Source organism: uncultured Ligilactobacillus sp. (assembly GCF_948826705.1).
In the GTDB taxonomy this organism is placed as follows: domain Bacteria; phylum Bacillota; class Bacilli; order Lactobacillales; family Lactobacillaceae; genus Ligilactobacillus.
Map to the genome: position 1 here is coordinate 11,436 of NZ_CAQLEL010000081.1, position 26,905 is coordinate 38,340.

The following is a 26,905-nucleotide window of genomic DNA, read 5'->3' on the forward strand; positions in this document are numbered from 1 at the left end:
ATGAATGTCGATAGGCTGTCTAATTGAAATAAAAGCTTTTTTCTGTAATGATTTATGTTAAGATATTCATTGTGATTTTAAGTAATAAGAATAGATAAAAGGAAGTTAGCTGCAAGATGAAGATATTAGCCTTGGATACTTCAAATCGTCCTTTGAGCGTGGCGGTTTTAGAAGATGATACGTTATTAGCAGAAACAACGCTCAATATGGCACGAAAGCACAGTACGACTTTGATGCCGATCATTTCTGAGATGCTCAAAAAATCAGATACAACACCACAAGATCTTGATCGGATCGTTGTTTCTGCTGGACCAGGTTCATACACTGGACTTAGGATCGGAGTGACGGCTGCTAAGACGCTAGCTTTTACTTTGAATAAGGAATTAGTTGGGGTTTCAAGTCTAGAACTTTTGGCAGCTAATTGTCAAAATGACACAACTGAACTTTTAGTACCGATCTTTGATGCGCGTCGTGAAAATGTTTTTGCCGGTATTTATCAAAATAAGGCAGGCAAGTTAGTTGAAGTTTTACCTGATCAACATCTCTCAGTCGTTGAGTTATGCGAATTTTTAAAGGATAAAAAAGTTTGCTTGATCGGAGCGGATGCCAAAATTTATCGTGAACGCTTTAAAGAACTTCTTAGGGCTGATAATTATCATTTCAGTGCTCCTAAAGATGATTATCCGAGTGCTTATTTGTTAGGGCTTTTGGGCAAAGATCGCTCTGTAGCGGATACTTTGACATTTGTACCGCATTATTTACGTTTGACACAAGCAGAAGTACAATGGATGGAAAAACACCCTGGAAAGGATCAAGCGGATTCTTATGTTGAAAAAGTATAAAGATAAACTTTTGGCGTTGCTAAAACCAGTTCAACCAACACCTAATTTAGATTTTGGTTGTCATAATGTAGTCGTTGAGGATAAAAATTATTTGATGTGCCGTGCGATCGTCCCGGATATTGCTGAAATGCTTGAGATCGAAAGTTCAGTATATGCTGGAGATCGACCTTGGAGCTACGAAGATTTTGAAAAGCACATTCAAAATAAAATGACCTCTCTTTATATCGTTGTGCGCTATGAAGATCGCATGGTAGCTTTTGCAGGGTGTGACCTTACTTATGGTCCTAGTGAAGCACATGTGACTAACATTGCAGTTTTACCAGAATATCAACATCAAGGATTAGGTCTGATGATGTTAGAGACTTTGCAGATCGAAGCTAAAAAATATGGGTGCCGCCGTTTGAGCTTAGATGTCAGACGTAGCAATTTAGAAGCACAAGCGTTATATAGACGAGCTGGCTTTAAAGAAGTAGCTGTCAAAAATGCTTATTACAAAGATGAAGATGGGTTAGAGTACAGCTATAACTTGGTAAATAGAAATTTAAAAAAGAGAGTTGAAAAAGGATGGAAAAAAATCGGAATTTGATTTTGGCTTTTGAATCAAGCTGTGATGAGACGAGCGTTGCGGTGATCGAAAATGGTAATAAGATCTTATCAAATATCGTTGCGACCCAGATCAAGAGTCACAAGCGTTTCGGGGGCGTTGTTCCCGAAGTTGCTAGTCGACACCATATTGAACAGATAACCTTATGTATTGCAGATGCCTTAGAACAAGCTGATGTGACCTATGCTGATTTGGATGCTGTAGCTGTGACTTATGGCCCAGGCTTAGTGGGATCATTATTAGTTGGGGTCACAGCCGCTAAGATGATCGCTTTTGCACATGATCTTCCCTTGATCCCGGTCAATCATATGGCGGGGCATATCTATGCTGCCAATTTTGCTGGTGAGATCAAATTTCCAGCTTTAGCATTACTTGTTTCAGGTGGACATACGGAATTAGTTTACCTTGCTGGACCAAATGACTTTAAGATCATTGGTGAGACGCGTGATGATGCGGCGGGTGAAGCGTATGATAAGGTCGGACGCGTTTTAGGATTAGCGTATCCAGCTGGAAAAGAGATAGATGAATTAGCACATAAAGGTAGAGATACTTTTGATTTCCCACGTGCAATGGAAAAAGAGGACAACTATGACTTCAGTTTTAGTGGATTAAAGAGTGCCTTCATCAATACAGTCCATCATGCTGATCAAGTAAAAGAGATCTTGGATAAAGCTGACTTAGCGGCTAGTTTCCAACAAAGCGTTGTTGATGTTTTAGCTCAAAAAACAGTCCGTGCATTGGAGAATTATCCGGTCAAACAATTGATCTTGGCTGGTGGTGTGGCAGCTAATCAAGGTTTACGTGATCGTTTAGATGAAGAGTTGAAACGCTTTGAAGATGTTGAATTATTAAAAGCACCTTTAAAACTTTGTGGTGATAATGCGGCGATGATCGGTGCTGCTGGTTATGCGGCTTACAATGATAAGATCTTTGCTAACTTAGACCTAAATGCTGACCCGAGTTTAGAATTTGATTGGTTAGAAGAAAACTAGATAATAGAAGTGATCAGAGCTATATGAATAACGCGGGCCCCACTATGATCTTGCATAGTGAGGCCCGCGTTATTTTCTAGGAGTTATCTGCACTGTTCTAGTTTTTGCGGTTGAAATTTTCTAGTTCCATGCTGCTGTTTTCCCAAGATGCTTCTGCTTTTGCTAATTGGGTCGTGATCGTTTCGAGCTGTGCTTGTAATTTTGCCATCTTATCGAGGTCATTGAAGTTTTCTGGTAATGCCATCGCTTGTTCTAATTCAGTTTTATTTTCATCGAGTTCTTCAACTCTAGCTTCTAATTCAGCGACTTTACGTGTGAGTTTGCGTTCCATTTTTTGATGCTCTTTACTTTGAGCATAGCTTTGTTTCCCAGCGGATATCTCTTTTTTAGTTACGACTACAGACTGTGTTGCTTTGGCCTTTGCTTGAGCTAACTCAGCTTGTTCTTCTTTTTTAGCTACATAATAGTCGTAATCACCTAAATAAAGTGTGCTACCAGTTGGAGCGATCTCTAAGACGCTGGTGGCTACTTTGTTGATGAAATAACGGTCGTGTGAGACTAAGAGGATCGTGCCGTCAAATTCTTTGATAGCTTGCTCTAAGACCTCTTTACTGTCAATATCTAAATGGTTGGTCGGTTCGTCTAGAATTAGGAAATTATCGTGTTTCATCGCAAGTTTTGTCAGTAATAAACGCGCTTTTTCGCCCCCAGATAGACTGTGGACCATCTTTTTGACATCGTCACCACTGAAAAGAAAGCTCCCTAGGATCGAACGGATATCTTTTTCAGGTGTCGTTGGATGATCATCCCAAAGTTCATTTAAGACGGTTTTTTGTGGGTGAAGATTGTGTTGCTCTTGATCGTAGTAACCGGGATGGACATTGGTACCAAACGTAGCTTTTCCTTTGATGAAGGGTCGTTTACCAAGAATACTTTTTAACAAGGTCGATTTACCGATCCCGTTTGGTCCCACGACTGCAAATATTTGGCGTTTGCGCAGTTCAAAGTTGATCGGTTCGGAAATGATCTGACCATCATAGCCGATCGCGCCGTCACTGACTGTTAAAACGACATTGCCACTTTCTTGCTCAGCTTTGAAGCGAAAATGCATATTTTTTTCAGGCCCTTCAGGACGATCGAGGCGATCCATTTTTTCGAGCTGTTTACGTTTGCTTTGAGCTCGTTTAGTTGTAGAAGCCCGCACGAGATTTTTGTTGACGAAATCTTCGAGTTTATGGATCTCGGTCTGTTGTTTTTCATAGTTCTTCCACGCTAACTGAGCTCTTTTTTCACGTTCCGTGATATAGTTGGAATAATTTCCTTTGTAGTAGTGAGCTTTACCATGTGTGATCTCATAAACTTCATTGACGATCTTATCTAGAAAATAGCGGTCATGAGAAACGATCAAGAGAGCGCCTTGATAATTTTGGATATAAGCTTCTAACCAAGTTAAAGTTTCAATATCTAAGTGGTTAGTTGGTTCGTCTAAGATCAAAAGATCGCGTTTTTCCAAAAGTAATTTAGCCAAGGCAAGGCGGGTCTTTTGGCCTCCAGAAAGCGAGGCGATCGGGCGCTCGTGATCTTCTGGATAAAAATGAAAACCGTGTAAAACAGAACGGATCTCATTTTCATAACCATAGCCGTTTTGCTCTTTAAAATCATGTAATAGTTGATCATAGCGACTTAGTAATTGTTGATAAGCTTTTGAGGCATGATCTGCATTTGGATCAGCGATCTGTGCCTCTAATTTGTGGAGATCTTGTTCCATTTGGCGTAAATTATCAAAGACGCTAAGCATTTCTTCATAGATCGTCTTATCGGATTCAAGCCCAGTATTTTGGGCAAGATAGCCCATTGTTAAGCCTTTTTTTGTTACGATCTGACCTTTGTCAGGAGCCTGTTCACCGATGATCATTTTTAAAAGTGTCGATTTACCGGCACCGTTTTTTCCGACCAAAGCGATACGAGAATGTTCCTGAATATCGAGATCGATATTTTCAAATAAGACATCCGCACCAAAATGGCGAGCGACTTGTTGTGCTTGTAATAAAATCATTTTTTCACCTACTTGAATAATTAGTCGATTCACAAAGTTAAAAAATTAAAACTGCGCTAAGACAGCAATTATTAGTTACATTGTGAATTAATTTACAATTTTTTAATTTTTTTAGTACAGTTGTTATGCTAAAATTTATCATATTGAGTAATCTGAGAGGAGAAACTAGATGGTGAACCCAAATATTCCTAAGGCAACGGCAAAACGTTTGCCGATCTATTACCGCTATCTCAATATTTTAGCGGATGCTGGTAAAAAGCATGTCTCTTCGACTGAATTAGCTGAAGCTGTTAAGATAGATCCAGCAACGATCCGACGTGATCTCTCATATTTTGGTGCTTTAGGCAAGCGTGGCTACGGTTATGATATCACAAGCTTGCAAGCATTTTTCAAAAAAACGCTACGTCAAGATAAATTAAATAATGTAGCTTTGATCGGAGTGGGCAATCTAGGCCATGCGTTATTGAATTATAACTTTCACAAGAGCAATAACGCGCGGATCAGTGCGGCCTTTGATATCGACCCAAAGATCACTGGTTTGATCCAAAGTGGGATCCCAGTCTATCCGATGGAAGATATGCAAGAGCAACTCCAACTACAGCAAATAGAGATCGCGATCTTGACGGTTCCAGCTGATAAAGCTCAGACCGTGACTGATGAATTAGTTGCAGCAGGCATCAAGGGGATCTTGAACTTTACTCCATTGCGGATCACGGTCCCTAACGATGTTCGCGTCCAAAATGTCGATCTGACTAATGAATTGCAGACCTTGATCTATTTTTTGCAACACTTTGAATAACTATGAAAAAGGATGTGTGTACCACACATCCTTTTTTGTTACCAAGCACTTATAATAATAAGCAAGTTCATTAAGCTATGGGCTAAGATCGTGATGCGTAAACGGCCTGTCTTAGCATATAGAAAACAAAGTACCAGTCCAATACCAGCATAAGTCAAATAATGTCCGTCTTGATGAGCGAAACTAAAGAGTAAACTAGAGGCAAGGGCAGCTCCTATTGGGTCGATCACGGAGCCGAGATTAGCAAATAAGACTTTGCGAAAGACGAATTCTTCCATGATCGGAGCTAAAATGACAATATTTACCAAATAATATGGATATTTGGTAAGAACTGCCAAAAGATACCCAGTATTAGCCGAATAACTAGGCTGTCCGAGAAAATTGATCTCTATATATGAACTTAGCCATTGCAACAAAACAAGCGCTAGTGTACCAAAAATAATGTAATAGATTTCTTGGCGAAGTGCAAGCTTTTTTGAAGTGCGCAAAAAACGATCTTTAAAAGGAAATTTGTGCGCCAAGTAGAGCATCATACAACAACCAATGAGATCTAAAACGGTCACGGCTGGGTAATACCAGGCATTTTTGAAGATCATCCACAATAAAGGGGGCAGAGTCATTGTGCCACAATAGATACTTAAAATGATAAGTGAATTTAACTGTAACTGTTTTTTCATCAATAAAGATCCTAACTATAAAGTTTCAATAGTTAGATTATATGTTTTTACCGCTATTTATTCAAACCAATTTCAAAAATATTTTAGCACTCTTGGGGTATGAGTGATAAAATACTTGCAATTTAAAAGTAAAGTTAGTATAGTAATAGTTGTAATCGATTAGCACTCAGGTTGTTAGAGTGCTAAAAAGAATTTGGAGGGATATAACGTGCTTAAACCATTAGGAGATCGCGTGATTTTAGAGGTCGAAAAAGAAGAAGAAAAAACTGTGGGTGGGATCGTTTTAGCTGGCGGTGCTAAAGAAAAACCACAAACAGCTAAAGTTGTTGCTGTTGGTACGGGACGTATCCTTGATGATGGCAAAAAATTAGAAATGACACTTAAAGTCGGTGATGTTGTCGTTTTTGACAAGTACGCTGGTGCTCAAGTTGAATTTGAAGGTCAAGAATATTTAGTAATGCACGAAAAAGATATTCTTGCCGTTGTGGAATAAATATATAAGTAAACATTGAATTTAATTCGTATGAGGTGAATTAGAAATGGCAAAAGAAATCAAGTTTTCAGAAGATGCACGCGCAAAGATGCTTGCTGGTGTAGATAAGTTAGCTGATACTGTAAAATCAACGATCGGTCCTAAGGGTCGTAATGTTGTTTTGGAACAATCATACGGCACACCAACGATCACAAATGATGGTGTAACGATCGCTAAGGCGATCGAATTAGAAGATCATTTTGAAAATATGGGTGCTAAGCTTGTAGCTGAAGTAGCTTCCAAGACTAATGATATTGCTGGCGATGGTACAACAACAGCTACTGTTTTGACACAATCGATCGTTAACGAAGGAATGAAAAATGTGACGGCTGGTGCTAACCCAGTAGGTATCCGTCGCGGGATCGAATTGGCTACTAAAGCTGCAGTAGATGCTTTGCACAAGATGTCACACAAAGTTGAATCTAAGAGTGATATTGCTCAGATCGCATCTATTTCTTCAGCTAATGAAGAAGTTGGTAAATTGATCGCTGATGCCATGGAAAAGGTCGGTAACGACGGTGTGATCACGATCGAAGAATCCAAAGGGATCGATACTTCACTAGATGTTGTTGAAGGTATGCAATTTGATCGTGGTTATCTTTCTCAATACATGGTAACTGACAATGATAAGATGGAAGCAGATCTTGAAAATCCATATATCTTGGTAACTGATAAGAAGATCTCTAACATCCAAGAAGTTTTACCATTATTACAATCCATCGTTGAACAAGGTCGTCCATTGTTGATCATTGCTGACGATGTTGATGGTGAAGCATTGCCTACGCTTGTTTTGAACAAGATCCGTGGGACATTCAATGTAGTAGCTGTTAAAGCTCCAGGTTTTGGTGATCGTCGTAAAGAAATGTTACAAGATATCGCTGTTTTAACTGGTGCAACTGTGATCACGGATGACCTTGGTCTTCAATTAAAGGATACGACTTTAGATCAATTAGGGACAGCTGGTCGTGTAACAGTTACAAAAGAAAATACAACGATCGTTGAAGGTGCTGGCGATAAAGCACAGATCGCTGAACGTGTTGAACAACTCAAAAAGCAGATCGCTGAAACGACCTCTGAATTTGATAAAGAAAAACTCCAAGAACGTTTAGCCAAATTAGCTGGTGGGGTAGCCGTTATCAAAGTCGGGGCTGCTACTGAAACCGAATTAAAAGAACGCAAATACCGGATCGAAGACGCTTTGAATGCTACACGCGCAGCTGTTGAAGAAGGCTTTGTTCCTGGTGGTGGAACAGCCTTGATCGATGTGATCGATGATGTAGCTACTTTGAGTGAAGCTGGTGATGTCCAAACAGGTATCAACATTGTTAAACGTGCTCTTGAAGAACCAGTTCGTCAAATCGCGATCAATGCTGGTAAAGAAGGTTCTGTGATCGTTGAAAAACTTAAAGAACAAAAAGCCGGTGTCGGTTATAACGCTGCTACTGATGAATGGGTCGATATGATCGAAGCTGGTATCGTTGACCCAACCAAAGTAACTCGTTCAGCACTACAAAATGCTGCTTCTGTCTCAGCTCTGTTGTTAACAACTGAAGCAGTTGTAGCTGATAAACCAGAAGAAAACAATGATGTTGCAGCTCAAATGCCACAAGGGCCAATGATGTAAGCAAGTTAAATAAAAATTTTTTGAAGCATCCTAAAATTTTAGGATGCTTTTTTTGTGAGATTGGTGTAAAATTCAACTGTTACTTTTTGAAGTGACCTAGAATTTTTGAATTTAAAATCTAATCAGCCAGTAGCTATCAAAATGGCTAACTAGCTAAAAGGGGTTTTTCTGTTTATGTATCGATATTTAAAGAGATTATTGATCGGACAACCGCTAAAAACTGCTGAAGAAAGTGGGCAGTCTTTGACTAAATTCAAAGCTTTGGCCTTGCTTTCCTCGGATGCGTTGTCATCAGTGGCATACGGGACAGAACAGATCACAACAGCACTATTTATTTTATCGGCTGCTGCGACCTGGTATGCATTACCAGCTGCTGGGATCGTGTTACTTTTGTTGTTTGCGATCACAATGTCGTATCGTCAGATCATCAATGCTTATCCTTCTGGGGGCGGTGCTTATGTAGTTGCGACTAAAAATTGGGGGACAAGCGCAGGCTTAGTTGCTGGCGGATCACTTTTAGTTGATTATATGCTGACTGTGGCTGTTTCGGTTACATCTGGGACAGAAGCTATTACATCAGCGATCCCGAGCTTACAAGCACACAGTGTTTTTCTCTCTGTTGTGATCGTCTTATTTATCATGACACTGAATTTACGGGGGATGCGTGAATCAGCTTCGTTTCTGACGATCCCGGTGTACTTTTTTGTGATCATGATCGTTTCGATGGTCGCTTTAGGCTTGTTTAATATTGTAACAGGTAAGATCCAATATTCAGCCGCAGCTCATATTGGTGATACAGTACCAGGAATGTCGTTATTACTATTTTTAAAAGCTTTTTCAGCAGGTTCATCTTCATTGACTGGGGTAGAAGCTATCAGTAATGCAGTTCCTAATTTTAAAGAGCCTAAAAAGCGTAATGCGGCAAACACTTTGGCGATCATGTCATTGATCTTAGCAGTCTTCTTTAGTGGGATCACCTTTTTGAGTTATTATCTAGGTATTTTACCAGATCCTAAACAAACGGTGCTTTCTCAGATTGCAGGTGCTGTTTTTGGTCATGGTATTTTCTACTATTTACTGCAATTATCAACTGCTATGATCTTGGCAGTGGCAGCTAATACTGGTTTTTCGGCTTTTCCGATCTTAGCCTATAACTTGGCCAAGGATAAATTTATGCCTCATATGTTTATGGATAAAGGTGATCGTTTAGGTTATTCCAATGGGATCATTGCGCTAGCGATCGGGGCGATCGTGTTGATCTTTATCTTTAACGGTCAGACTAATTTATTGATCCCATTGTATGCAGTCGGGGTCTTTGTGCCATTTACTCTCTCACAATCAGGGATGTTGATCCATTGGAAGCGCCACAAGGGTAAGCACTGGATCTTAAATTCTTGTTTCAATCTATTGGGGGCAGTGATCTCATTGGCTTTAGTGGTCTTTTTATTTTGGTTACACTTTGATAACGTTTGGCCATATTTGATCATTATGCCGATACTGCTCTTTGGTTTTTATAAGGTCCATAGTCATTATGTTACTGTAGCAGCTCAACTGCGCTTAAGTGAAGAGCAACAATTGCATGATTATTCCGGTTCAACGGTCATCGTGTTAGTTAGCTCAGTCACACACGTAACGACTGGAGCGATCAACTATGCACGTTCGATCAGTGATAATGTGATCGCAATGCATGTTTCGTTTGATACTAATCCTAAAAAAGAACACGAAACAGCGCAGGAATTCAAAATGGCCTTTCCTGATGTACGCTTTGTTGATCTGCATTCTTCATATCGGTCAGTCGTGCCACCAGTCTTGCGCTTTTGCGATGTGATCGCTAAGGATGCTAAACAACGCAATTACTCGTTGACGGTTTTGGTACCGCAGTTTGTGCCGAAAAAACCTTGGCAAAATATCTTGCATAATCAGACGAGTTTACGCTTACGGTCAGCTTTAGGGACTCACGAAAATATTATCGTGTCGACCTATAGCTACCACTTGAAAAAATAAAATATTAGGGTCGTGGAGGATATATTTCACGACCCTTTTTAATTTTTCTCATGCAAAAAATGACCCATTCGCTGGTTTATGGTAAAATGATACTTGAATTATAGGCTTTTTAGCTGATAATGAATTCTCAACATTTGAGGATTTGATGGAAAGAGGACGCTATATGTACAAAATCCTTGCGTCGTTATTAGCAACATTTGTCCTAGCTTTAGTGCTGACTCCATTGGTCCGACGCTTATCTTTTCGAGTCGGAGCAGTTGATAATCCCAATGCTCGGCGAGTTAATCGGGTACCGATGCCGACCATGGGGGGCTTAGCCATCTTTGTTGCGTTTAATACGACAAATTTCTTTTTATTACGCGATCAATATCCCTTAAGCCAACTAGTTGCGTTATTGTTGGCCCAAAGTTTGATCATTATGACGGGAATGATCGATGATATTTTTGAATTGAAACCGCGCCAAAAAGTTTTAGGGATCACACTGGCAGCATTGGTAGTTTATTTTATTGCTAATATCAAAATGACGACTTTGACTTTACCATTTCTTGGAGTCGTTCCTCTAGGTTGGTTTAGTTTACCGATAACGTTGATCTGGATCTTAGGGATCACCAATGCAGTCAATCTGATCGACGGTTTAGATGGTCTAGCTACAGGGGTCGCGATCATTGCACTTTCAACTAGTGCTTTGACGGGATATTTCTTCTTGAATGTGACGTCGACATTTATCTCGATCATGATGGCGACCTTGGTAGCTGCTTTATTGGGCTTTTTACCATATAATTTTCACCCTGCTAAGATCTATTTAGGTGATACTGGTTCGCTGTTTATCGGTTTTATGATCTCTGTTTTCTCGTTGTATGGTTTGAAGAATGCAACTTTTATCACGTTGATCATCCCTGTGATCATTTTGGGAGTTCCGATCACGGATACGGTATATGCGATCTTACGTCGACTTTTGAATAAGAAACCGATCTCGCAAGCTGATAAGCATCACTTGCACCATCGCTTGATGCAGATGGGGTTGACCCATCGCCAGACTGTGTTGGTGATCTATGGGATCGCATTGATCTTTTCGTTTATTTCATTGCTGTACCCCTTGTCTAATTTATGGGGTTCGATCTTACTGACGGTCGCAACATTATTTGGTTTAGAACTATTTGTTGAAGCGATCGGTTTAGTCGGTGATACACGCCAGCCTTTATTGAACGGGATCAAATATTTAGTTTTGAAAGTCAGCCACTTATTTGAACATAAATGAATTACATAAAAAATGCGCCATCCCAGGTCAAGGATGGCGTATTTTTTAGGCTTGATGGGGGTCAAAATCGATCTCGTGATAACGATTTTCTCCGACTGTGATCGTTACGCGACCATTCAACAGATCAGTGATCTTAGTCATCAGTTCGTCAGAAAGATCTGTATCGACTGCGATCATGACCTCGACTTCTTCAGTGTAGTTGATCGCTAAGGTAAGTACCGGCTGATTTTCCAGATAATTTTGCAACTTGCCTAATAATGGGTAGTTGACTTTTAATGAAAGTTCAGTTTGTATGACACGTTTAACGATCCCCAATTCTTTTAGGGCTTGGGCAACAGCACCACCGTAAGCACGGATCAAGCCTCCAGTTCCTAGCTTGATCCCACCAAAGTAGCGTGTCACTACGGCGCAAACATTATGCACTTGATTTTTTTTGAGAACATCCAGCATTGGTACACCAGCGGTCCCAGAAGGTTCACCATTGTCACTTTCCCGTTGGATCTCATCATTTAGGCCTAAAGTGTAGGCAAAACAGTTATGGGTAGCTTTGCGATGTTTAGTTTTGATCTCATCGATAAATGCTCGAGCTTCTTCTTCGGTTTCAGTTCGTTTGATATTACAGATGAATTGCGATTTTTTGATCACGATCTCGATCACACCATCTTGTTTTAAGGTAAGATATGGTTTATCCAAGAAAAATATAGCTATATTGTGAAATCAAAAGGATATAGCTTCCCCCTTAAAGAGTTATTGTTTTAGTAGCTTCACAGATCCTACTACCATTATTATTGAAACTCACAAATAATTTTACGCATAGTTTGCGTATTTTATAAGTGAGGTGAGAAAATTGGAAAAAACATTGAATTTGTTGATGGGTCGTCAATTAAGTAGCCTGCAGCTCAAAGCTCTAGGTATAGTAGCTTTAGACCTAGCTGAGCTCAAACAACGTCCAGCTGTGACCGTCAAAAAGGGGCGCATATTTTGTCAACGATGTGGTTTCCAAGCGCCAAGAGCAAATTATGCTCTACCAGATAAGAGTTATTATTGTCCGGCTTGCTTAGCGTGGGGACGTTTGACGACGACCATGTCACTTTATAGTATACCTGAAGCCAATGATTTTAAAAAGTATTCTCAAGATCTATTGGAGAAAAAGCCAAGATTATCTTTATGGCAAAAGAAGGCTGCTAAAGAATTATTGCAAACGGTCAAACTCAAACAAGAACGGCTATTATGGGCTGTAACTGGAGCGGGGAAGACTGAAATGCTATTTGAAGCACTAAATTTTGCTTTGTTAAATCAACAGCGGGTCTGTTTGGCGACACCGCGAGTCGATGTGTGTAATGAATTATATCCGCGTCTGTGCCAGGCATTTCCTAAAGTCAAAAGTAGTTTACTGTATCAAAATAGTGGGCAAGAATATGACTACACCCAGTTAGTAGTGTGTACAGTGCATCAACTATTGCGATTTTATCACGCATTCGATCTATTGGTGATCGATGAAGTTGATGCTTTTCCTTATGTTAATGACCGTCAATTGCATTATGCCGTCGCACATGCTAAAAAAATAAATTCGAGTACGCTATATCTGACAGCGACCCCTGATCGTTATTTAAAACAGCAGATCTACCAAAATAAGCTGGCGGTCACTTGTCTACCACTGCGTTATCATCGGCATTTATTACCTGAAATAACCTTAGTCAAGCTTTATTTTCCAAAGCAAAAAATTGAAGAGAGAACAAAAAAATATCTTGCCAAGTGGATAAAAAATAAAACACCTTTTCTAGTATTTGTTCCACAGATCGCTTTGCTAAAGCCAATTTTGAAAGAATTACAGCATTTGTGGCCTGCAATAAATGGGGAATGCGTTTCGGCACTTGATCCCGATCGACTACAAAAAGTCAAAAACTTGCGAGCTGGGATCGATCGCTATTTGGTAACGACTACCATCCTTGAACGAGGGATCACGATCACACGCTTAAATGTCATGGTATTGCAAGCAGATGCACCGATCTTTTCTGAGACGGTCTTGGTTCAGATCGCTGGACGTGTTGGTAGAGATAAAGACTATCCATCAGGGGACGTGATCTTTACCTATCAGGAAATGACTTCGGCTTTACGCGCAGCTAAAAAACAGATCAAGCTATTGAATCAAAAAGCTAAGCAGTTGTTAAAAAATGATGAAGTGTCTACTTTGTAATGCTACATTAGCGTTTGATTTTTCATGGCGCTGGTTTTTTAGCTTCCAGATTTTTGAAACTGTGCCACTTTGTGAAAAATGTCACCAAAAGTTTATTGCGATCGCTGGGGAAACGAGTTGTCCAGGCTGTGGGCGTCAACAAAAACAACGCAAATTGTGTCAAGATTGTCTTCGCTGGCGTAAATTGCAAACTGAGCTGTTGTACAACAAGGCCTTTTACGTTTATGCCGAGCCTAATATGCGTGCGTACTTTGAAGCCTATAAATTTCAAGGTGATTACCGTCTGCGCCAAATATTTGCTAAGACATTGCAAGATCACTGTAAAAAGTATTTACGTCGGGGGTGGTTAGTAGTCGTGATCCCCGTAGATGAACAAACCTTAGCTACCCGAGGCTTTGATCAAGTTGTTGGCTTTTTACCAGATATACCTAAGAAAATGTATCTATATCACTTAAAAAAATTTGATCGTTGTCCGCAGTCACATAAATCACGACAAGAAAGATTGGCAACGCCTCAACCTTTTGGCTATCGAGGTCCAGCTGATCTAGAGCATAAAAACATTTTGCTGGTAGATGATATCTACACGACAGGTAGTACTTTGTATCATGCGCGTGAATTGTTGTTGGCCCATAATTGTGGCTGTGTACGTTCGGTGACACTAGCCCGTTGATATATAAAATTTTATAAATATTGAGTAGTTATTAATTGTTAATTTAACCGCTTTCTATTATAATAAAAGTAGAGATAAGGTAAGACTAATAAAGTGTATACCTGGTCTTTTAAGCATATAAAATGCTTAGTTGTGAAAGGAGAGGTTATCATGTTAAAGATTAATGTTCGTGGTGAAAATATTGAGGTTACGGGTGCGATCCGTGAATATGTGGAAAAGAAACTTTCCAAACTTGAAAAGTATTTTGAGGATACATCTAATTCTACCGCTCACGTAAATCTTAAAGTGTATTCTGATAAGAACAGCAAGGTAGAAGTTACGATCCCGCTTCCATACTTGGTATTACGTGCCGAAGAGACCTCACCAGATATGTATGCAAGCATTGATCTGGTAACGGATAAGCTTGAACGTCAAATCAGAAAATATAAGACAAAGCTCAACCGCAAATCACGCGAAAAGGGCTTCAAGCATATGGAATTCGTTCCGACCGAAGATCCAAAACAAGCTGAAAAAGAAGATAAAAAATTCGAAGTTGTCCGTACAAAGAGCGTTTCATTGAAGCCAATGGACGTAGAAGAGGCCATCTTGCAAATGGATATGTTAGGTCATGATTTCTTTATCTATGAAGATGCAGAAACTGAAGGCACAAACATTGTCTATCGTCGTAGAGATGGTCGTTACGGCTTGATCGAAGCTAATAACTAAGCTATCATTGTGATGCTTTAAGCGCCTGATATAATTCAGGCGCTTTTTGTAGTCTAATTGTAATTGTTTGAGCAACAATAAAATGCTAAAATAAGAAGAAGTATATTTTTATTTGAAAAAAATAAATGTAATCGTTGCAGAAAGGATTTATAAAGTAAATGGCAAATGTCCTAAAAAAATGGGTCGAAAGCGATAAACGTGAATTAAAACGTCTTGGAAAGATCGCTGATCAAGTCGAAGCTTATGCCAATGATATGGAAGCTTTATCCGATGAAGAATTAAAAGCAAAGACCCCTGAATTTAAACAACGTTATCAAAATGGTGAAACTTTAGATGATCTCTTGCCGGAAGCCTTTGCGGTCGCACGCGAAGGGGCTAAACGTGTGTTGGGACTATATCCTTACCGAGTCCAGATCATCGGGGGTACAGTGTTACATGAAGGTAATATTGCCGAAATGCGGACTGGTGAGGGTAAAACTTTGACCGCGACAATGCCGGTCTACCTCAATGCCTTATCCGGTGAAGGAGTCCATGTTGTAACCGTTAACGAATATCTCTCAAGTCGTGACGCTACTGAGATGGGTGAGTTATATAACTGGCTCGGTCTGACAGTCGGTTTGAACGTTGCGGATAAGACTCCAGAAGAAAAACGAGAAGCTTATGCTTGTGATATCACATATTCAACTAACAGTGAGCTTGGTTTTGACTACTTACGTGATAATATGGTAGTTTACCGTGAAGATATGGTCCAACGTCCATTGAACTTTGTTATCGTCGATGAGGTCGATTCGATCTTGATCGATGAAGCAAGAACACCGTTGATCATTTCTGGGCAAGCGACTGCGGCTACACAGTTATATACTCGGGCTGATCGCTTTGCTAAGACCTTGAAAAAAGACGAAGATTTTAAAGTTGATCTAGAATCAAAGACTGTTTCCTTGACCGAAGAAGGTATCCAAAAAGGTGAAAAATATTTTGGTTTGACTAACTTATTTGATCCTGATAATACAGCTTTGAACCACCATTTAGATAATGCTTTACGTGCTAACTACATCATGTTACGCGATAAAGATTATGTGGTCCAAAATGATGAAGTCATGATCGTTGACCAATTTACTGGACGTATCATGGATGGTCGGCGTTATTCAGATGGCTTGCACCAAGCGATCGAAGCTAAAGAACATGTTAAGATCGAAGAAGAAACTAAGACGATGGCTAACATCACTTACCAAAACTTCTTTAGAATGTACAAAAAGCTCTCAGGGATGACTGGGACAGCTAAAACTGAAAAAGAAGAATTTCGTGAAATTTACAATATGGAAGTCGTAACGATCCCAACGAACCGTCCGATCTTACGTGAAGACCGTCCAGATCTGTTATATCCGACTTTAGAAAGTAAATTTAAAGCTGTTGTTGAAGATATCAAAGAACGCCATGCAACTGGGCAACCAGTTTTGGTCGGTACAGTAGCGGTCGAAACGTCTGAATTATTATCTCAAATGTTAGAGCAAGCAGGGATCCCACATGCCGTATTGAATGCTAAAAATCACGCTAAAGAAGCTGAGATCGTGGTCAATGCCGGACAACGTGGCGCTGTAACGATCGCGACAAACATGGCTGGTCGTGGGACTGACATCAAATTAGGGCCTGGCGTGCGTGAGATCGGTGGTTTGGCTGTTATCGGGACAGAACGCCATGAATCACGCCGTATCGATAATCAGTTACGTGGTCGTTCGGGACGTCAAGGTGATCCTGGTGTGACACAGTTTTATCTTTCACTTGAAGATGATCTGATGTTGCGTTTTGGTTCTGAACGGATCAAACATTTCTACGAAACGATGAATATCTCGGATGATACAGTGATCCAATCCAAGATGATCACGCGTCAAGTAGAATCAGCCCAAAAGCGAGTCGAAGGTAATAACTACGATACACGGAAGCAAGTTTTACAATATGATGACGTGATGCGGGCTCAACGAGAGGTCATCTATTCCCAACGTCAACAAGTCATCATGGAAACTGACTCCTTGAAGCAAGTCATTATGCCAATGATCAAGCGGACGGTCGAACATAACGTTCAAATAAATACAGTTGGTGATAAAAAAGACTGGAATTTGGATGGGATCGTTGATTTTGCGATCGGAGCGATGGTCAATGAAGACAGCATCAGTAAAGATGATTTTGCCGGTAAGAGTCAAGAAGAGATCGTTTCTTACCTGATGCAAAAGGCTGAAGAAAACTACGCTGCTAAAGAAGCCCAATTAAATGATAAAGCTCAAATGCTAGAATTTGAAAAAGTTGTTATCTTGCGCGTGGTCGATGCACGTTGGACTGATCATATCGATGAGATGGATCAATTACGCCAATCGATCGGTCTGCGTGGTTATGGTCAGCTAAATCCGTTAGTTGAATACCAATCAGACGGTTTCAGAATGTTTGAACAGATGGTCGGTGACATTGAGTATGATGTGACTCGTCTCTTCTTGAAAGCTGAGATCCGTCAAAATATTAGTCGCTAGTAGTTAAAAGAAGACCAGTTTTGACTGATCTTCTTTTAACTTACATACGAGTGATCTGTAATTGAGGGAATAATAATATGGAAATTAATGAATATAAGAAAGAAATCGAAGCGATGAAAGCTAAAATTTCGGACTTTAGGGGGTCTCTTTGACTTAGAAGGTCTGGAAGAACTTATTTCAGAAAATGAAATGAAAATGGCTGAACCGGGTTTTTGGGATGATCAAACTAAAGCTCAAACGGTCATCAACGAAAATAACGAACTCAAAGCTAAATATGATAATTTTCATCAATTAGCTACGGCAGTCGAAGAATTAGAAGTTTTGTATGAATTAGTCCAAGAAGCGCCTGAAGCTGAAATGTTGACTGAATTAGCTGAAAACTATGCTACGACTAAGCAAAAGTTAGAAAGTTATCAGCTGACATTATTGCTAAATGAGCCTTATGACAAAGACGACGCGATCTTGGAGATACACCCAGGTGCTGGGGGAACTGAATCACAAGATTGGGGTTCAATGCTGTTACGGATGTATACCCGTTGGGCTGAACAACATAATTTTACGGTCACGACACAAGATTATCAACCAGGTGATGAAGCTGGGATCAAATCAGTAACACTGACGATCTCAGGGCATAATGCATATGGATATTTACGTGGCGAAAAAGGTGTTCACCGCTTAGTTCGGATCTCACCTTTTGATTCAGCTGGTCGACGGCATACGTCATTTGCTTCGGTCAATGTTATGCCTGAATTGGATGATGATGTGGAAGTAAATTTACGTCCAGAAGATATCAAGATGGAAGTCTTTAGAGCTAGTGGTGCTGGGGGACAGCATATCAACAAGACCTCCTCAGCTGTGCGCTTGATCCACGAACCAACTGGGATCGTTGTGTCCAGCCAAGCTCAGCGTTCGCAATTCCAAAACCGGGCGACAGCTGAAAAAATGTTACGTTCGAAATTGTATCAGATCGAGTTAGAAGAACAAGAGAAAAAACGGGCTGAGATCCAGGGCGAGCAACTAGATATCGGTTGGGGCTCTCAGATCCGTTCCTATGTCTTCCACCCATATTCAATGGTCAAAGATCATCGGACCAATTTTGAAACTGGTAATACGCAAGCAGTAATGGATGGAGATCTGGATGGATTTATCAATGCTTATCTCCAATGGAAATTACAAAAAACAAATCCAAGCTAAAAAGAAAGGAAGAAACAGCTTGATAGAATATAAAGATGTTGTCAAAAAATATGACGGCGATACATTGGCAAATGATCACATTTCCTTAAAGATCGAGCAAGGTGACTTTGTATATGTCGTTGGTCCTAGTGGGGCAGGTAAATCGACCTTTATCAAAATGATGTATCATGAAGAAATACCAACTTCGGGACATATTAAGGTAAATGATTATAACTTAGAGAGTATGAGAAATCATGAGGTCCCTTTTTTACGGCGTGAATTAGGGATCGTGTTCCAAGATTTCAAATTGTTACCGCGCCTGACTGTTTTTGAAAATGTAGCTTATGCGCTCCATGTTATCGAAAAAGAACCAAAAGAAGTTGAAAAACGGGTCGCTCATGTTTTAGATCTAGTTGGTCTAGCTGATAAAAAAGATAGTTTCCCTGATGCATTGTCTGGCGGGGAACAACAAAGAGTCGCAATTGCACGTGCGATCGCAAATAAGCCAACGATCTTGATCGCTGATGAACCAACGGGTAACCTTGATCCAGAAACTGCGCGTGGGATCATGGATATTTTAGAGAAGGTCAATCAAGAAGGGACAACGATCGTCATGGCGACACACAATAGTTTTATTGTAAATGAATATCGGCATCGCGTGATCGAAATTTCGGATGGCAAGATCGTTCGAGATCAAGAAGAGGGGGATTATACTGATGAAAACAGTCACGCTTAAGCGCCATTTAAAGGAAAGTTTAAAGAGCTTAAAACGTAATGGATGGATGTCAGTTGCCGCTGTTAGTGCGGTGACTGTGACTTTGATCTTAGTTGGGGTCTTACTGTCGATCTTGCTAAATATCAATAAAATTGCCCATGATGTTGAAAATGATGTGCAAGTTCGAGTCGTTATCGATCGTGATACAACTAAAGAACAACAAGCACAGTTGAAAGCAAAATTACAAAAGATCGATGGTGTTCAAAAGATCAGTTTTTCAAGTAAGAAAAACGAGTTGAACAACGTGGTCGGAACTTATGGGAAGGAATTCCAATTATTCAAGGGTGATGATAATCCGCTTTATGATATTTTTATCGTTGATACGAAGTCTCCAGCTGAAACTATCAGTGTAGCAAAAAAAGCTAAAAAGTTACAATATGTGTATGATACACGCTATGGTGGAGCTTCAGCTAAGAAGTTATTTAAGGCAGTAGCAGCGATCCAACGTTGGGGCTTAGTGATCAGTTTGCTCTTGCTCTTTGTGGCAGTCTTCTTGATCTCTAATACGATCCGGATCACCATCTTATCACGGAGCAATGAAATTGCGATCATGCGTCTAGTGGGAGCAACTAATAGTTATATCCGCTGGCCATTTATCTTAGAAGGTGCTTGGACAGGCTTTTTAGGAGCTATTTTACCGATCGTTTTGGTCGATGTTGCTTATTTATGGTTATACGAAGTCATGTCAAGTTCAATGGCAAGTACAGGCTATCATTTATTGACGCCAGGAACATTTTTATGGCAGATCGATCTCTTGTTAGCAGCGATCGGGATCATTATCGGTGCTTTAGGTTCAGGCCTTTCAATGAGCCGTTTCTTAAAAATTTAGTAATTAAATAGTGAGCCAATGCGGTCAACCAAATGAGGGGTCCACCATGATGCTTAGCATCGTGGCGGACCTTTTGTGTATTGTTGAACTATATCTCAGATGCGTGTTTTACAGAACTTATTAGCACAGTCTCTTCTTTGTTATGGCGGTTTTCAAAGCTATAAGTAGGTTTCATTCGCAAAAATTGTTATAATGTAACCAAACACTTAGAAAGGACTGGAATCTTTGCAACTTTTAAAAAGTGTGGGTCTCTTTTTTATCCAGCCACTATTTTGGGTGGGGATCTTGATGACCTTGATATCTTATCAATTACGATTAAAAAATGAACGCCGTAACTTTCGGATCGCGATCGATCGTGATTTTTATGAAGCGCGGCATTTTATCAAACATGGTTTATTATTTTTAGGGTTAGGATCATTGTTTGCGCTTATCTTTGGGCTGAGTTTACCGCCTCAGACATTGGTTTTATACCAGATCTTAGCAGTAGTAGCACTTTTGTTCATCAACGTAGGCGATCTTAGTCTAGCAGCGCTTTTGGTCACTGGGGTAGCGACATTTGTCTTGAGTGAGATGCCGTTTGGAAGTGATACCAGTTGGGTAAGCTATATCTTGCCCCATGATCTGAGACCACGGTTTGGTAGTGCTATTTTACTTTTAACTGCGATCTTAGCGTTTTTCCAAGCTTTTTTAGCACGTGAAAATAAGGCTGAATGGTTTAGTCCGAAGATCTTTGCCGGTAAGCGTGGTCGTCGGATCGCAGGTTATACATGGCGTGAATTTACGGTCTTTCCACTGTTCATGTTTATACCCGGTATGAATTTTGATTCTTGGCAACAGTGGCTTGATCCGAGTCGATACTTAACGCATTTTATGGTAGTGCCACTATTTGTTGGGGCTTTTTGTAAGATCTATAAGCAACAACCAAAAGAAGCCTTACATTTACGCCAACACCAAAGTTATCTGACCGCATTTTTAGCTGGACTTTTGGCATTAGTAGCATACTTTATACCAGTGGCAGGTTTTTATGGGATCGCCGGTCTGTTATTAGTCTTGGTCGCGCAAGCTTTCAGACGTTTGAAATCTGATCATGATGCTAAACGCTGGTATGTGGAAACTTCGGAAGGCGTGCGGATCGTAGCGGTCAAACCAGAGACGCCAGCAGCTAAGATGAAACTTGAAGTTGGTGATATTATCCTTGAATGTAACGGGATAAAAGTGGCTACAGGTGATGAACTTTATGAAGCATTACAAAAAAGTCCAGCTTATTGTCGTTTGAAAGTCAAAAATTTTGAAGGCGAATTGAAATTAGCAGAAAGTGCGATCTATGCTGATTCACCACATGAGATCGGACTAGTACTATTTGAATAAGATGCAAAGGGGGACGACTTTGGTGAAACAAGGTCGTAGATGAACGTGAAAAAAGTATTAGTAGTTGAAGATGATACTGCAATAAAGACTCTACTCAAGTATAATTTGGAACAGGCTGGTTACCAAACGACAACTAGCAGTGACGGTCAAGTGGGCTATGAACTAGCTTTGAACAATGAATATGATTTTATTTTGTTAGATGTGATGTTACCTAAATTAGATGGTTTAGAGATAACTAAACGCTTGCGCCAAGAAAAAGTGATGACTCCGATCTTGATCATTACAGCACGAGATCAAGAACTCGATAAGATCATCGGGTTAGAATTGGGGGCTGATGACTATTTGACTAAGCCGTTTTCGCCTCGAGAAGTTATCGCTAGACTAAAGGCGATCAGTCGGCGGATCAAGCCTAAAGAAGTAACACCTACGCCAAAATCTGATACGCAAACACTTTTTAAATATCCAGATTTCACAGTTGATCTAGAACGAGTCAAAGTTACGGTCAAAGATCAGGCCGTAGCATTGACCCCAAAAGAGTTTGAGCTGTTGGCTTATTTTATCAAGCGCCCAGGAAGAGTCTTGAGTCGCGAAAAATTACTGAATGGTGTTTGGGGATATGATTATGTGGGACAAACGCGTATGATCGATATGCACGTTAGCCATCTGCGTGAAAAATTAGAGCCAGATCCTAAAAAACCAAAGTATATAGAAACTTTGCGGGGCTTTGGCTATCGCTTCAATGGTGAGCCAGATGACTGAGATGCGTGAACTATGGCGGTATTTATTGTTATCGTTAGGCGAAGTTTTAGCAGTCGTATTGATTTATGGCGTGATCTTTCATGAGCATTTTTTGACTGTATGGCAAGAAGAAGGGGCAGCTTGGATCTTTTTAGCAGTGATCTTAGTAGCGTTAGGCAACTATCTCTTTTTTAAACGTCAAGCCAAACGTCGCTTAGCTAGTCAAGCATTGTTGCTCAAAAAACTAAGCGAGTTAGTTGAAAATCAACCGAGTCGACATGTTCTGTTACCCAAAGATGACGAATATTATCAACTCTCACGTTTGGTAAATCGCCTGCAATCTAATCAGCGCAGTCTTTTACGAAGTTATCAGCAACAAAATCGTGACTATTTAACGCTATTACAGTCTTTGACCAGTGGCGTGATCGTCTTTGACCAGCGTAAAGAAACAGTCCTGTATAATCATGTGTTAGCCAGCATACTAAATACAACAGAACTCAAGGGGCAACCTTTTTATCAAGTGTTTACGGCAGTCGAGTTGATCGCTGCGACCCAAAAAGTCTACCAGGCCAAAGAAGATCAACGTCTCTTATGGCAAAAAAAAGTTGCTCAGGGTAACGAATGGTTTGAGGTGCAGGTGGTCTATGTTCCCTTGAGTCGACACCATTATTCAGTTATGTGTATTTTTAATGATGTGACTGAGATCAAGTTATTAGAGGTCAAACAACGTGAATTCATGGCAAATGCGAGTCATGAATTAAAGACACCGCTAACTGCGATCCGAGGTTTTAGTGAGACACTTTTAGCTGGAGCTTTGGATGATAAGAAAACTGCGCGTGACTTTGTACAGATCATCTTTGAACAAAGTCAGCAATTGACCGAGTTGATCGAGGATATCTCAGCACTTGCACATAATAAAAAGACGCAAGAACTCAAATTAGAGCAGATCAAGCTCAAAGTATTTTGCGAGCGGATCTTGGCTAGCTATTTAGCCCAAAGTAAGGCTAAAAATTTAGCGATCGAGTTGCAGATACCTGACGACTTTGAGATAAATTGTGATATCAAGTACTTACAACATATAATCAGTAATTTGATCCAAAATGCGATCAGATATAATGTAGTAGATGGTAAGTTAAAGATCACAGCTACTAGCTCAGCTAATGAGTGGTGTTTAACTGTCTATAACACAGGCCAAACGCTTGCTCAAGCTGATAAAGAGCGGATCTATGAGCGCTTTTACCGTGCAGATAAAGCTCGCTTCGCTGAAGGCAGTGGCTTAGGATTAGCGATCGTTAAAGAGGCAGTCGAGGCTTTATCAGGGCAGATCGTAGTCACGAGTCCGTACAAAAATGGAACTAAATTTATGGTGACCTTACCATTATTTTTAACATAAGAATGAAAAGAGAGGAAAAATGAGAATGAAAAAGAAACTTTATCGCTCCAATGATTCAGTGATCTGTGGTGTGTGTGCCGGAATAGCCGAGTATTTTAATATTTCACCATGGGTGGTTCGGACCATCTTTTTAGTGGTCGCAGTCGCTTGCAAGTTAGTGCCACTATTGGTTTATGTCCCGATCTTATTATATTTAGGCTTGGCACTTTATCTACCTAAGCATCCCAATGAAAAGTATAATGACGTTTTTACCTTACTCAGTCGCTTTGGTCAACAAGAAGAAAAGCGTCGTCTGGTGACAGATGCTAAAGAAAGAGATGTTAAGCAAAATAAAAAGGGAGGCAAATAAGATGAATTTTTGGCAACGTACTTTGATCACTGTATTAGTCTTTTTAGCAACAGCGGGCTTTTTCCCGACTTATTTTCACGTTTCAAGCGTATGGATCGCTTGTTTAGCCGCGATCATCTTAGGGTTGTTGAACATGTTTGTCAAACCGTTATTAGTCATCTTATCTTTACCGATCACAGTGATGACTTTAGGGATCTTTTATCTGTTCATCAACGCCTTTATGTTGGAGTTGACCTCGTTTTTGGTCGGAAATTCGTTTGAATTTTCAAGTTTTTGGTCTGCGATGATGGTGGCGATCATTTTAAGCATTGTAAACTTAGTGATCACCAACTACACTACACAAAATAGTAATTATTAATTGCTGAAAACGCTTTTTACAGTTAGAATTATCTGTAGTTAGATCCTTTTAGAAAGATGAAATGTGGAGTGGATCAAGAAGAGATGGACGACATCTTTAAACTATCGACATCACGCCGATAGTAAATAAAATCAAGAAGGGAAAAGCTATATTTCTTTCTATAGCATAGTTAGCATTGCTAGTTCACGTTTATATAGCAGAAGATAAATGGCGAATACTGTTAGTGTAAAAAAATTAGTAGCAGATATCAGTAATTTGGAAGTCTATTCTGGAGAACGATACTTAGAAGAACGTCAGATCACGACAGAAGACATTTCACGTCCCGGGTTGGAATTGACGGGATACTTTGATTATTATCCAGAAGAGCGGATCCAGCTTTTTGGAATGACCGAGATCTCATATGGCAATAAGATGAGTTCAAAAGCGCGTAAAAAGATCATGGATGAACTTTGTGGTCCCAATACGCCATGCTTTGTGGTCTCACGTTATTTAGCTGTTCCAGCTGAAATGAAAGCTGCAGCCGAAGAACATCATATCCCGATCTTACGGACTAAATTGCCAACGACACGTGTTTCAGCTAAGTTGACTGATTATTTGAGTGGTCGTCTAGCGCAACGCAAATCGTTACATGGGGTCTTAGTCGATATTTATGGTCTTGGGGTATTGATCACTGGAGATTCAGGTGTTGGTAAATCTGAAACGGCGCTTGATCTTATCAAACGTGGGCATCGCTTGATCGCCGATGATCGAGTTGAAGTTCACCAACAAGATGAACAGACATTGATCGGTGAAGCTCCACGGATCTTACGACACTTGTTAGAGATCAGAGGTGTAGGGATCATTGATGTCATGAATCTTTTTGGGGCAGGTGCTGTCAGAGCCAAGACGGATATCTCCTTGATCATTCATTTGGAAAATTGGGAAAAAGATAAACAATTCGATCGTTTAGGCAACGGTGAACAACGGGTAACGATCTTTGATGTTGAGATACCTAAGATCTCGATCCCAGTGAAAGTTGGTCGAAACTTAGCGATCATCATTGAAGCAGCGGCAATGAATTACCGGGCTAAGACAATGGGATATGATGCGACAAAGGCTTTTGAACGTAATTTAAATGAGTTGATCAGTGAAAATTCAGCAGAAGAGAAATAGGTGTTGAGAATTGAATTTTAGTTTAGGTGTCATTGATCCGATCGCCTTTAGTTTAGGGGGGCTACAGGTCCACTGGTATGGAGTGATCATTGGATGTGCAGTTTTATTAGCGTTGTACCTTGCAGTTAGCGAGGGCAAGAAAAGGCAAGTTCCCGCCGATGATTTTTATGATTATATCTTATGGGCGCTACCGATCGCTTTGATCAGTGCGCGAGCATATTATGTCATTTTCCAGTGGCAATATTATCAAAATGATCTTAGTGAGATCTATCGGATCTGGGATGGCGGGATCGCGATCTACGGTGGCTTATTGGGCGCATTGCTCGTTTTAGTGATCTTCTGTCGTAAAAAACAGTTGTCGGCTTGGCTGTTTTTAGATATCATTTCGCCGACTGTGATCTTGGCTCAAGGTATAGGGCGGTGGGGCAATTTTATCAATCAAGAAGCCCATGGAAATGCAGTATCACATGCGTTTTTGACAAGCTTACATTTGCCGAGATTTATTATTGAACAGATGAATATCAATGGGATCTATTACCAACCGACCTTTTTGTATGAGTCAGTGTGGGATATCTTAGGCTTTGTGATCTTGATGTTGCTACGACATCGTAAGCATCTTTTTAAACGAGGCGAGATCTTTTTGACTTATGTCGCGTGGTATTCTTTTGGCAGATTTTTCATTGAAGGGATGCGGACAGATAGTTTGATGCTAGGTGCTTTGCGCGTTTCGCAATGGTTGTCAGTCATCTTGTTTATTGGGGCGATCGTCTTGCTCGCATATCGGCGTTACTATCGTCCAAATGAGCCTTGGTATTTAGCAGGAAATGTTGAATACGGGGGAAGCTTAAATAATTGAGCTTGATATTTGAAGTTGTTTCAGCAATTTTAGCAGAGTATCCTCAAGTAAATGGGAAGGTGAAGATATTATGGCTAAAAAATATGATGTGATCGTGATCGGTGCCGGTCCTGGGGGCTTGACGGCTGGATTATATGCTTCACGGGCTGATTTGTCGGTCTTGATCTTAGACCGTGGGATCTACGGTGGTCAAATGAATAATACCGCTGAAGTTGAAAATTATCCAGGGTTTGAGTCGATCTTAGGACCAGACTTAGCCGAAAAAATGTATCAAGGTGCGATCCGATTCGGAGCAGAATATGCATACGGTAGCGTTGAAAAAGTTGAAGTCAATGGTGATTTAAAACAAGTTATTACCGATAGTGAAACTTATGAAGCGCCTGTTGTGATCATTGCCACAGGTTCACAATATCGGAAATTAGGCGTTGAGGGTGA

At 40.3% G+C, this 26,905-nt stretch carries 26 protein-coding genes; 23 read left to right on the top strand and 3 right to left on the bottom strand.

Going from position 1 to position 26,905, the window contains the following annotated elements:
* Positions 1-116 precede the first annotated feature (116 nt).
* The 3 genes from tsaB to tsaD are packed head-to-tail and all read left to right on the top strand — an operon-like array spanning position 117 to position 2,438.
* The gene (tsaB, locus tag Q9Q35_RS05520) at positions 117-842 is read left to right on the top strand and encodes a tRNA (adenosine(37)-N6)-threonylcarbamoyltransferase complex dimerization subunit type 1 TsaB (protein WP_304652507.1); all 726 of its coding nucleotides are present in this window, start codon (positions 117-119) and stop codon (positions 840-842) included.
* On the top strand, positions 826-1,428 hold the full coding sequence (gene rimI, locus Q9Q35_RS05525) for a ribosomal protein S18-alanine N-acetyltransferase (RefSeq protein ID WP_304652508.1): 603 nt from the start codon (positions 826-828) through the stop codon (positions 1,426-1,428). The genes tsaB and rimI overlap by 17 nt, the downstream gene beginning before the upstream one ends.
* Positions 1,407-2,438 (top strand): tRNA (adenosine(37)-N6)-threonylcarbamoyltransferase complex transferase subunit TsaD, encoded by a 1,032-nt coding sequence (gene tsaD, locus Q9Q35_RS05530; protein WP_304652509.1) that lies wholly within the window; start codon positions 1,407-1,409, stop codon positions 2,436-2,438. Before rimI ends, tsaD begins: the two co-directional genes overlap by 22 nt.
* 97 nt (positions 2,439-2,535) lie before the next feature.
* Here the strand turns inward: tsaD and Q9Q35_RS05535 are convergent, their stop codons facing one another.
* The gene (locus tag Q9Q35_RS05535) at positions 2,536-4,494 is read right to left on the bottom strand and encodes an ATP-binding cassette domain-containing protein (RefSeq protein WP_304652510.1); all 1,959 of its coding nucleotides are present in this window, start codon (positions 4,492-4,494) and stop codon (positions 2,536-2,538) included.
* 169 nt (positions 4,495-4,663) lie between these two features.
* Here Q9Q35_RS05535 and Q9Q35_RS05540 point away from each other — a divergent pair, with 169 nt between their 5' ends.
* Positions 4,664-5,293: a redox-sensing transcriptional repressor Rex gene (locus tag Q9Q35_RS05540; protein WP_304652511.1), complete on the top strand. Its 630-nt coding sequence runs from the start codon at positions 4,664-4,666 to the stop codon at positions 5,291-5,293.
* A 38-nt stretch (positions 5,294-5,331) separates the two neighbouring features.
* Here Q9Q35_RS05540 and Q9Q35_RS05545 read toward each other — a convergent pair whose 3' ends face one another.
* On the bottom strand, positions 5,332-5,970 hold the full coding sequence (locus Q9Q35_RS05545) for a CPBP family intramembrane glutamic endopeptidase (protein WP_304652512.1): 639 nt from the start codon (positions 5,968-5,970) through the stop codon (positions 5,332-5,334).
* A gap of 208 nt (positions 5,971-6,178) precedes the next feature.
* Here Q9Q35_RS05545 and groES point away from each other — a divergent pair, with 208 nt between their 5' ends.
* The 4 genes from groES (at position 6,179) to Q9Q35_RS05565 (ending at position 11,388) form a co-directional block, all read left to right on the top strand.
* Complete coding sequence (gene groES / locus Q9Q35_RS05550) at positions 6,179-6,463, top strand: co-chaperone GroES (protein WP_004048331.1); 285 nt, start codon at positions 6,179-6,181, stop codon at positions 6,461-6,463.
* A 46-nt stretch (positions 6,464-6,509) separates the two neighbouring features.
* Positions 6,510-8,126 (top strand): chaperonin GroEL, encoded by a 1,617-nt coding sequence (groL, locus tag Q9Q35_RS05555; protein ID WP_304652513.1) that lies wholly within the window; start codon positions 6,510-6,512, stop codon positions 8,124-8,126.
* A 174-nt stretch (positions 8,127-8,300) separates the two neighbouring features.
* On the top strand, positions 8,301-10,130 hold the full coding sequence (locus Q9Q35_RS05560; RefSeq protein WP_304652514.1) for an APC family permease: 1,830 nt from the start codon (positions 8,301-8,303) through the stop codon (positions 10,128-10,130).
* A 163-nt stretch (positions 10,131-10,293) separates the two neighbouring features.
* Entirely contained in the window at positions 10,294-11,388 is a 1,095-nt protein-coding gene (locus Q9Q35_RS05565) for a glycosyltransferase family 4 protein (protein ID WP_304652515.1), read from the top strand.
* Between the two features lie 45 nt (positions 11,389-11,433).
* Here Q9Q35_RS05565 and Q9Q35_RS05570 read toward each other — a convergent pair whose 3' ends face one another.
* Positions 11,434-12,081 carry a YigZ family protein gene (locus Q9Q35_RS05570; protein ID WP_304652516.1) on the bottom strand — a complete coding sequence of 216 codons (648 nt, stop codon included), beginning with the start codon at positions 12,079-12,081 and terminating at the stop codon, positions 11,434-11,436.
* Positions 12,082-12,226: 145 nt separating this feature from the next.
* Between Q9Q35_RS05570 and Q9Q35_RS05575 the strand changes: the two genes are divergently transcribed.
* The 15 genes from Q9Q35_RS05575 to Q9Q35_RS05645 all read left to right on the top strand — a co-directional run.
* Positions 12,227-13,585 (top strand): DEAD/DEAH box helicase, encoded by a 1,359-nt coding sequence (locus Q9Q35_RS05575; protein ID WP_304652517.1) that lies wholly within the window; start codon positions 12,227-12,229, stop codon positions 13,583-13,585.
* On the top strand, positions 13,563-14,255 hold the full coding sequence (locus Q9Q35_RS05580) for a ComF family protein (RefSeq protein ID WP_304652518.1): 693 nt from the start codon (positions 13,563-13,565) through the stop codon (positions 14,253-14,255). Before Q9Q35_RS05575 ends, Q9Q35_RS05580 begins: the two co-directional genes overlap by 23 nt.
* Before the next feature lie 150 nt (positions 14,256-14,405).
* Positions 14,406-14,960, top strand: coding sequence for a ribosome hibernation-promoting factor, HPF/YfiA family (gene hpf / locus Q9Q35_RS05585; RefSeq protein WP_004048318.1), 555 nt, complete (start codon positions 14,406-14,408; stop codon positions 14,958-14,960).
* 158 nt (positions 14,961-15,118) lie between these two features.
* Positions 15,119-17,479 carry a preprotein translocase subunit SecA gene (secA, locus tag Q9Q35_RS05590; protein WP_304652519.1) on the top strand — a complete coding sequence of 787 codons (2,361 nt, stop codon included), beginning with the start codon at positions 15,119-15,121 and terminating at the stop codon, positions 17,477-17,479.
* A 77-nt stretch (positions 17,480-17,556) separates the two neighbouring features.
* Positions 17,557-18,673, top strand: a protein-coding gene (prfB, locus tag Q9Q35_RS05595; RefSeq protein ID WP_304652520.1) for a peptide chain release factor 2 whose coding sequence is annotated in 2 segments (ribosomal slippage) — positions 17,557-17,628 and positions 17,630-18,673 — 1,116 coding nt in all. Because the reading frame shifts where the segments join, the coding sequence is not laid out codon by codon here.
* A 19-nt stretch (positions 18,674-18,692) separates the two neighbouring features.
* Entirely contained in the window at positions 18,693-19,388 is a 696-nt protein-coding gene (gene ftsE, locus Q9Q35_RS05600; RefSeq protein WP_304652521.1) for a cell division ATP-binding protein FtsE, read from the top strand.
* On the top strand, positions 19,369-20,256 hold the full coding sequence (gene ftsX / locus Q9Q35_RS05605; RefSeq protein ID WP_304652522.1) for a permease-like cell division protein FtsX: 888 nt from the start codon (positions 19,369-19,371) through the stop codon (positions 20,254-20,256). Before ftsE ends, ftsX begins: the two co-directional genes overlap by 20 nt.
* A 225-nt stretch (positions 20,257-20,481) precedes the next feature.
* The gene (locus tag Q9Q35_RS05610) at positions 20,482-21,624 is read left to right on the top strand and encodes a PDZ domain-containing protein (protein WP_304652523.1); all 1,143 of its coding nucleotides are present in this window, start codon (positions 20,482-20,484) and stop codon (positions 21,622-21,624) included.
* A 45-nt stretch (positions 21,625-21,669) separates the two neighbouring features.
* Positions 21,670-22,383, top strand: a complete 714-nt coding sequence (locus tag Q9Q35_RS05615; RefSeq protein WP_304652524.1) for a response regulator transcription factor — start codon at positions 21,670-21,672, stop codon at positions 22,381-22,383.
* On the top strand, positions 22,376-23,755 hold the full coding sequence (locus Q9Q35_RS05620) for a cell wall metabolism sensor histidine kinase WalK (protein WP_304652525.1): 1,380 nt from the start codon (positions 22,376-22,378) through the stop codon (positions 23,753-23,755). The genes Q9Q35_RS05615 and Q9Q35_RS05620 overlap by 8 nt, the downstream gene beginning before the upstream one ends.
* 25 nt (positions 23,756-23,780) lie before the next feature.
* Positions 23,781-24,104, top strand: a complete 324-nt coding sequence (locus Q9Q35_RS05625; protein ID WP_304652526.1) for a PspC domain-containing protein — start codon at positions 23,781-23,783, stop codon at positions 24,102-24,104.
* A 1-nt stretch (position 24,105) separates the two neighbouring features.
* Positions 24,106-24,462 (top strand): phage holin family protein, encoded by a 357-nt coding sequence (locus Q9Q35_RS05630; protein ID WP_004048289.1) that lies wholly within the window; start codon positions 24,106-24,108, stop codon positions 24,460-24,462.
* Positions 24,463-24,669: 207 nt separating this feature from the next.
* On the top strand, positions 24,670-25,614 hold the full coding sequence (hprK, locus tag Q9Q35_RS05635; RefSeq protein ID WP_304652527.1) for an HPr(Ser) kinase/phosphatase: 945 nt from the start codon (positions 24,670-24,672) through the stop codon (positions 25,612-25,614).
* A gap of 10 nt (positions 25,615-25,624) precedes the next feature.
* On the top strand, positions 25,625-26,470 hold the full coding sequence (lgt, locus tag Q9Q35_RS05640; protein WP_304652528.1) for a prolipoprotein diacylglyceryl transferase: 846 nt from the start codon (positions 25,625-25,627) through the stop codon (positions 26,468-26,470).
* A gap of 70 nt (positions 26,471-26,540) precedes the next feature.
* A partial coding sequence (locus Q9Q35_RS05645) for an NAD(P)/FAD-dependent oxidoreductase (RefSeq protein ID WP_304652529.1) occupies positions 26,541-26,905 on the top strand: 365 nt, incomplete at its 3' end.

Bases quoted from the DNA above. Each gene is read 5' to 3' on its own strand.
- tsaB (WP_304652507.1), top strand. From the start codon at position 117: ATGAAGATATTAGCCTTGGATACTTCAAATCGTCCTTTGAGCGTGGCG.
- rimI (WP_304652508.1), top strand. From the start codon at position 826: ATGTTGAAAAAGTATAAAGATAAACTTTTGGCGTTGCTAAAACCAGTT.
- tsaD (WP_304652509.1), top strand. From the start codon at position 1,407: ATGGAAAAAAATCGGAATTTGATTTTGGCTTTTGAATCAAGCTGTGAT.
- Q9Q35_RS05535 (WP_304652510.1), bottom strand. From the start codon at position 4,494: ATGATTTTATTACAAGCACAACAAGTCGCTCGCCATTTTGGTGCGGAT.
- Q9Q35_RS05540 (WP_304652511.1), top strand. From the start codon at position 4,664: ATGGTGAACCCAAATATTCCTAAGGCAACGGCAAAACGTTTGCCGATC.
- Q9Q35_RS05545 (WP_304652512.1), bottom strand. From the start codon at position 5,970: ATGAAAAAACAGTTACAGTTAAATTCACTTATCATTTTAAGTATCTAT.
- groL (WP_304652513.1), top strand. From the start codon at position 6,510: ATGGCAAAAGAAATCAAGTTTTCAGAAGATGCACGCGCAAAGATGCTT.
- Q9Q35_RS05560 (WP_304652514.1), top strand. From the start codon at position 8,301: ATGTATCGATATTTAAAGAGATTATTGATCGGACAACCGCTAAAAACT.
- Q9Q35_RS05565 (WP_304652515.1), top strand. From the start codon at position 10,294: ATGTACAAAATCCTTGCGTCGTTATTAGCAACATTTGTCCTAGCTTTA.
- Q9Q35_RS05580 (WP_304652518.1), top strand. From the start codon at position 13,563: ATGATGAAGTGTCTACTTTGTAATGCTACATTAGCGTTTGATTTTTCA.
- hpf (WP_004048318.1), top strand. From the start codon at position 14,406: ATGTTAAAGATTAATGTTCGTGGTGAAAATATTGAGGTTACGGGTGCG.
- secA (WP_304652519.1), top strand. From the start codon at position 15,119: ATGGCAAATGTCCTAAAAAAATGGGTCGAAAGCGATAAACGTGAATTA.
- ftsX (WP_304652522.1), top strand. From the start codon at position 19,369: ATGAAAACAGTCACGCTTAAGCGCCATTTAAAGGAAAGTTTAAAGAGC.
- Q9Q35_RS05620 (WP_304652525.1), top strand. From the start codon at position 22,376: ATGACTGAGATGCGTGAACTATGGCGGTATTTATTGTTATCGTTAGGC.
- Q9Q35_RS05625 (WP_304652526.1), top strand. From the start codon at position 23,781: ATGAAAAAGAAACTTTATCGCTCCAATGATTCAGTGATCTGTGGTGTG.
- Q9Q35_RS05630 (WP_004048289.1), top strand. From the start codon at position 24,106: ATGAATTTTTGGCAACGTACTTTGATCACTGTATTAGTCTTTTTAGCA.
- hprK (WP_304652527.1), top strand. From the start codon at position 24,670: ATGGCGAATACTGTTAGTGTAAAAAAATTAGTAGCAGATATCAGTAAT.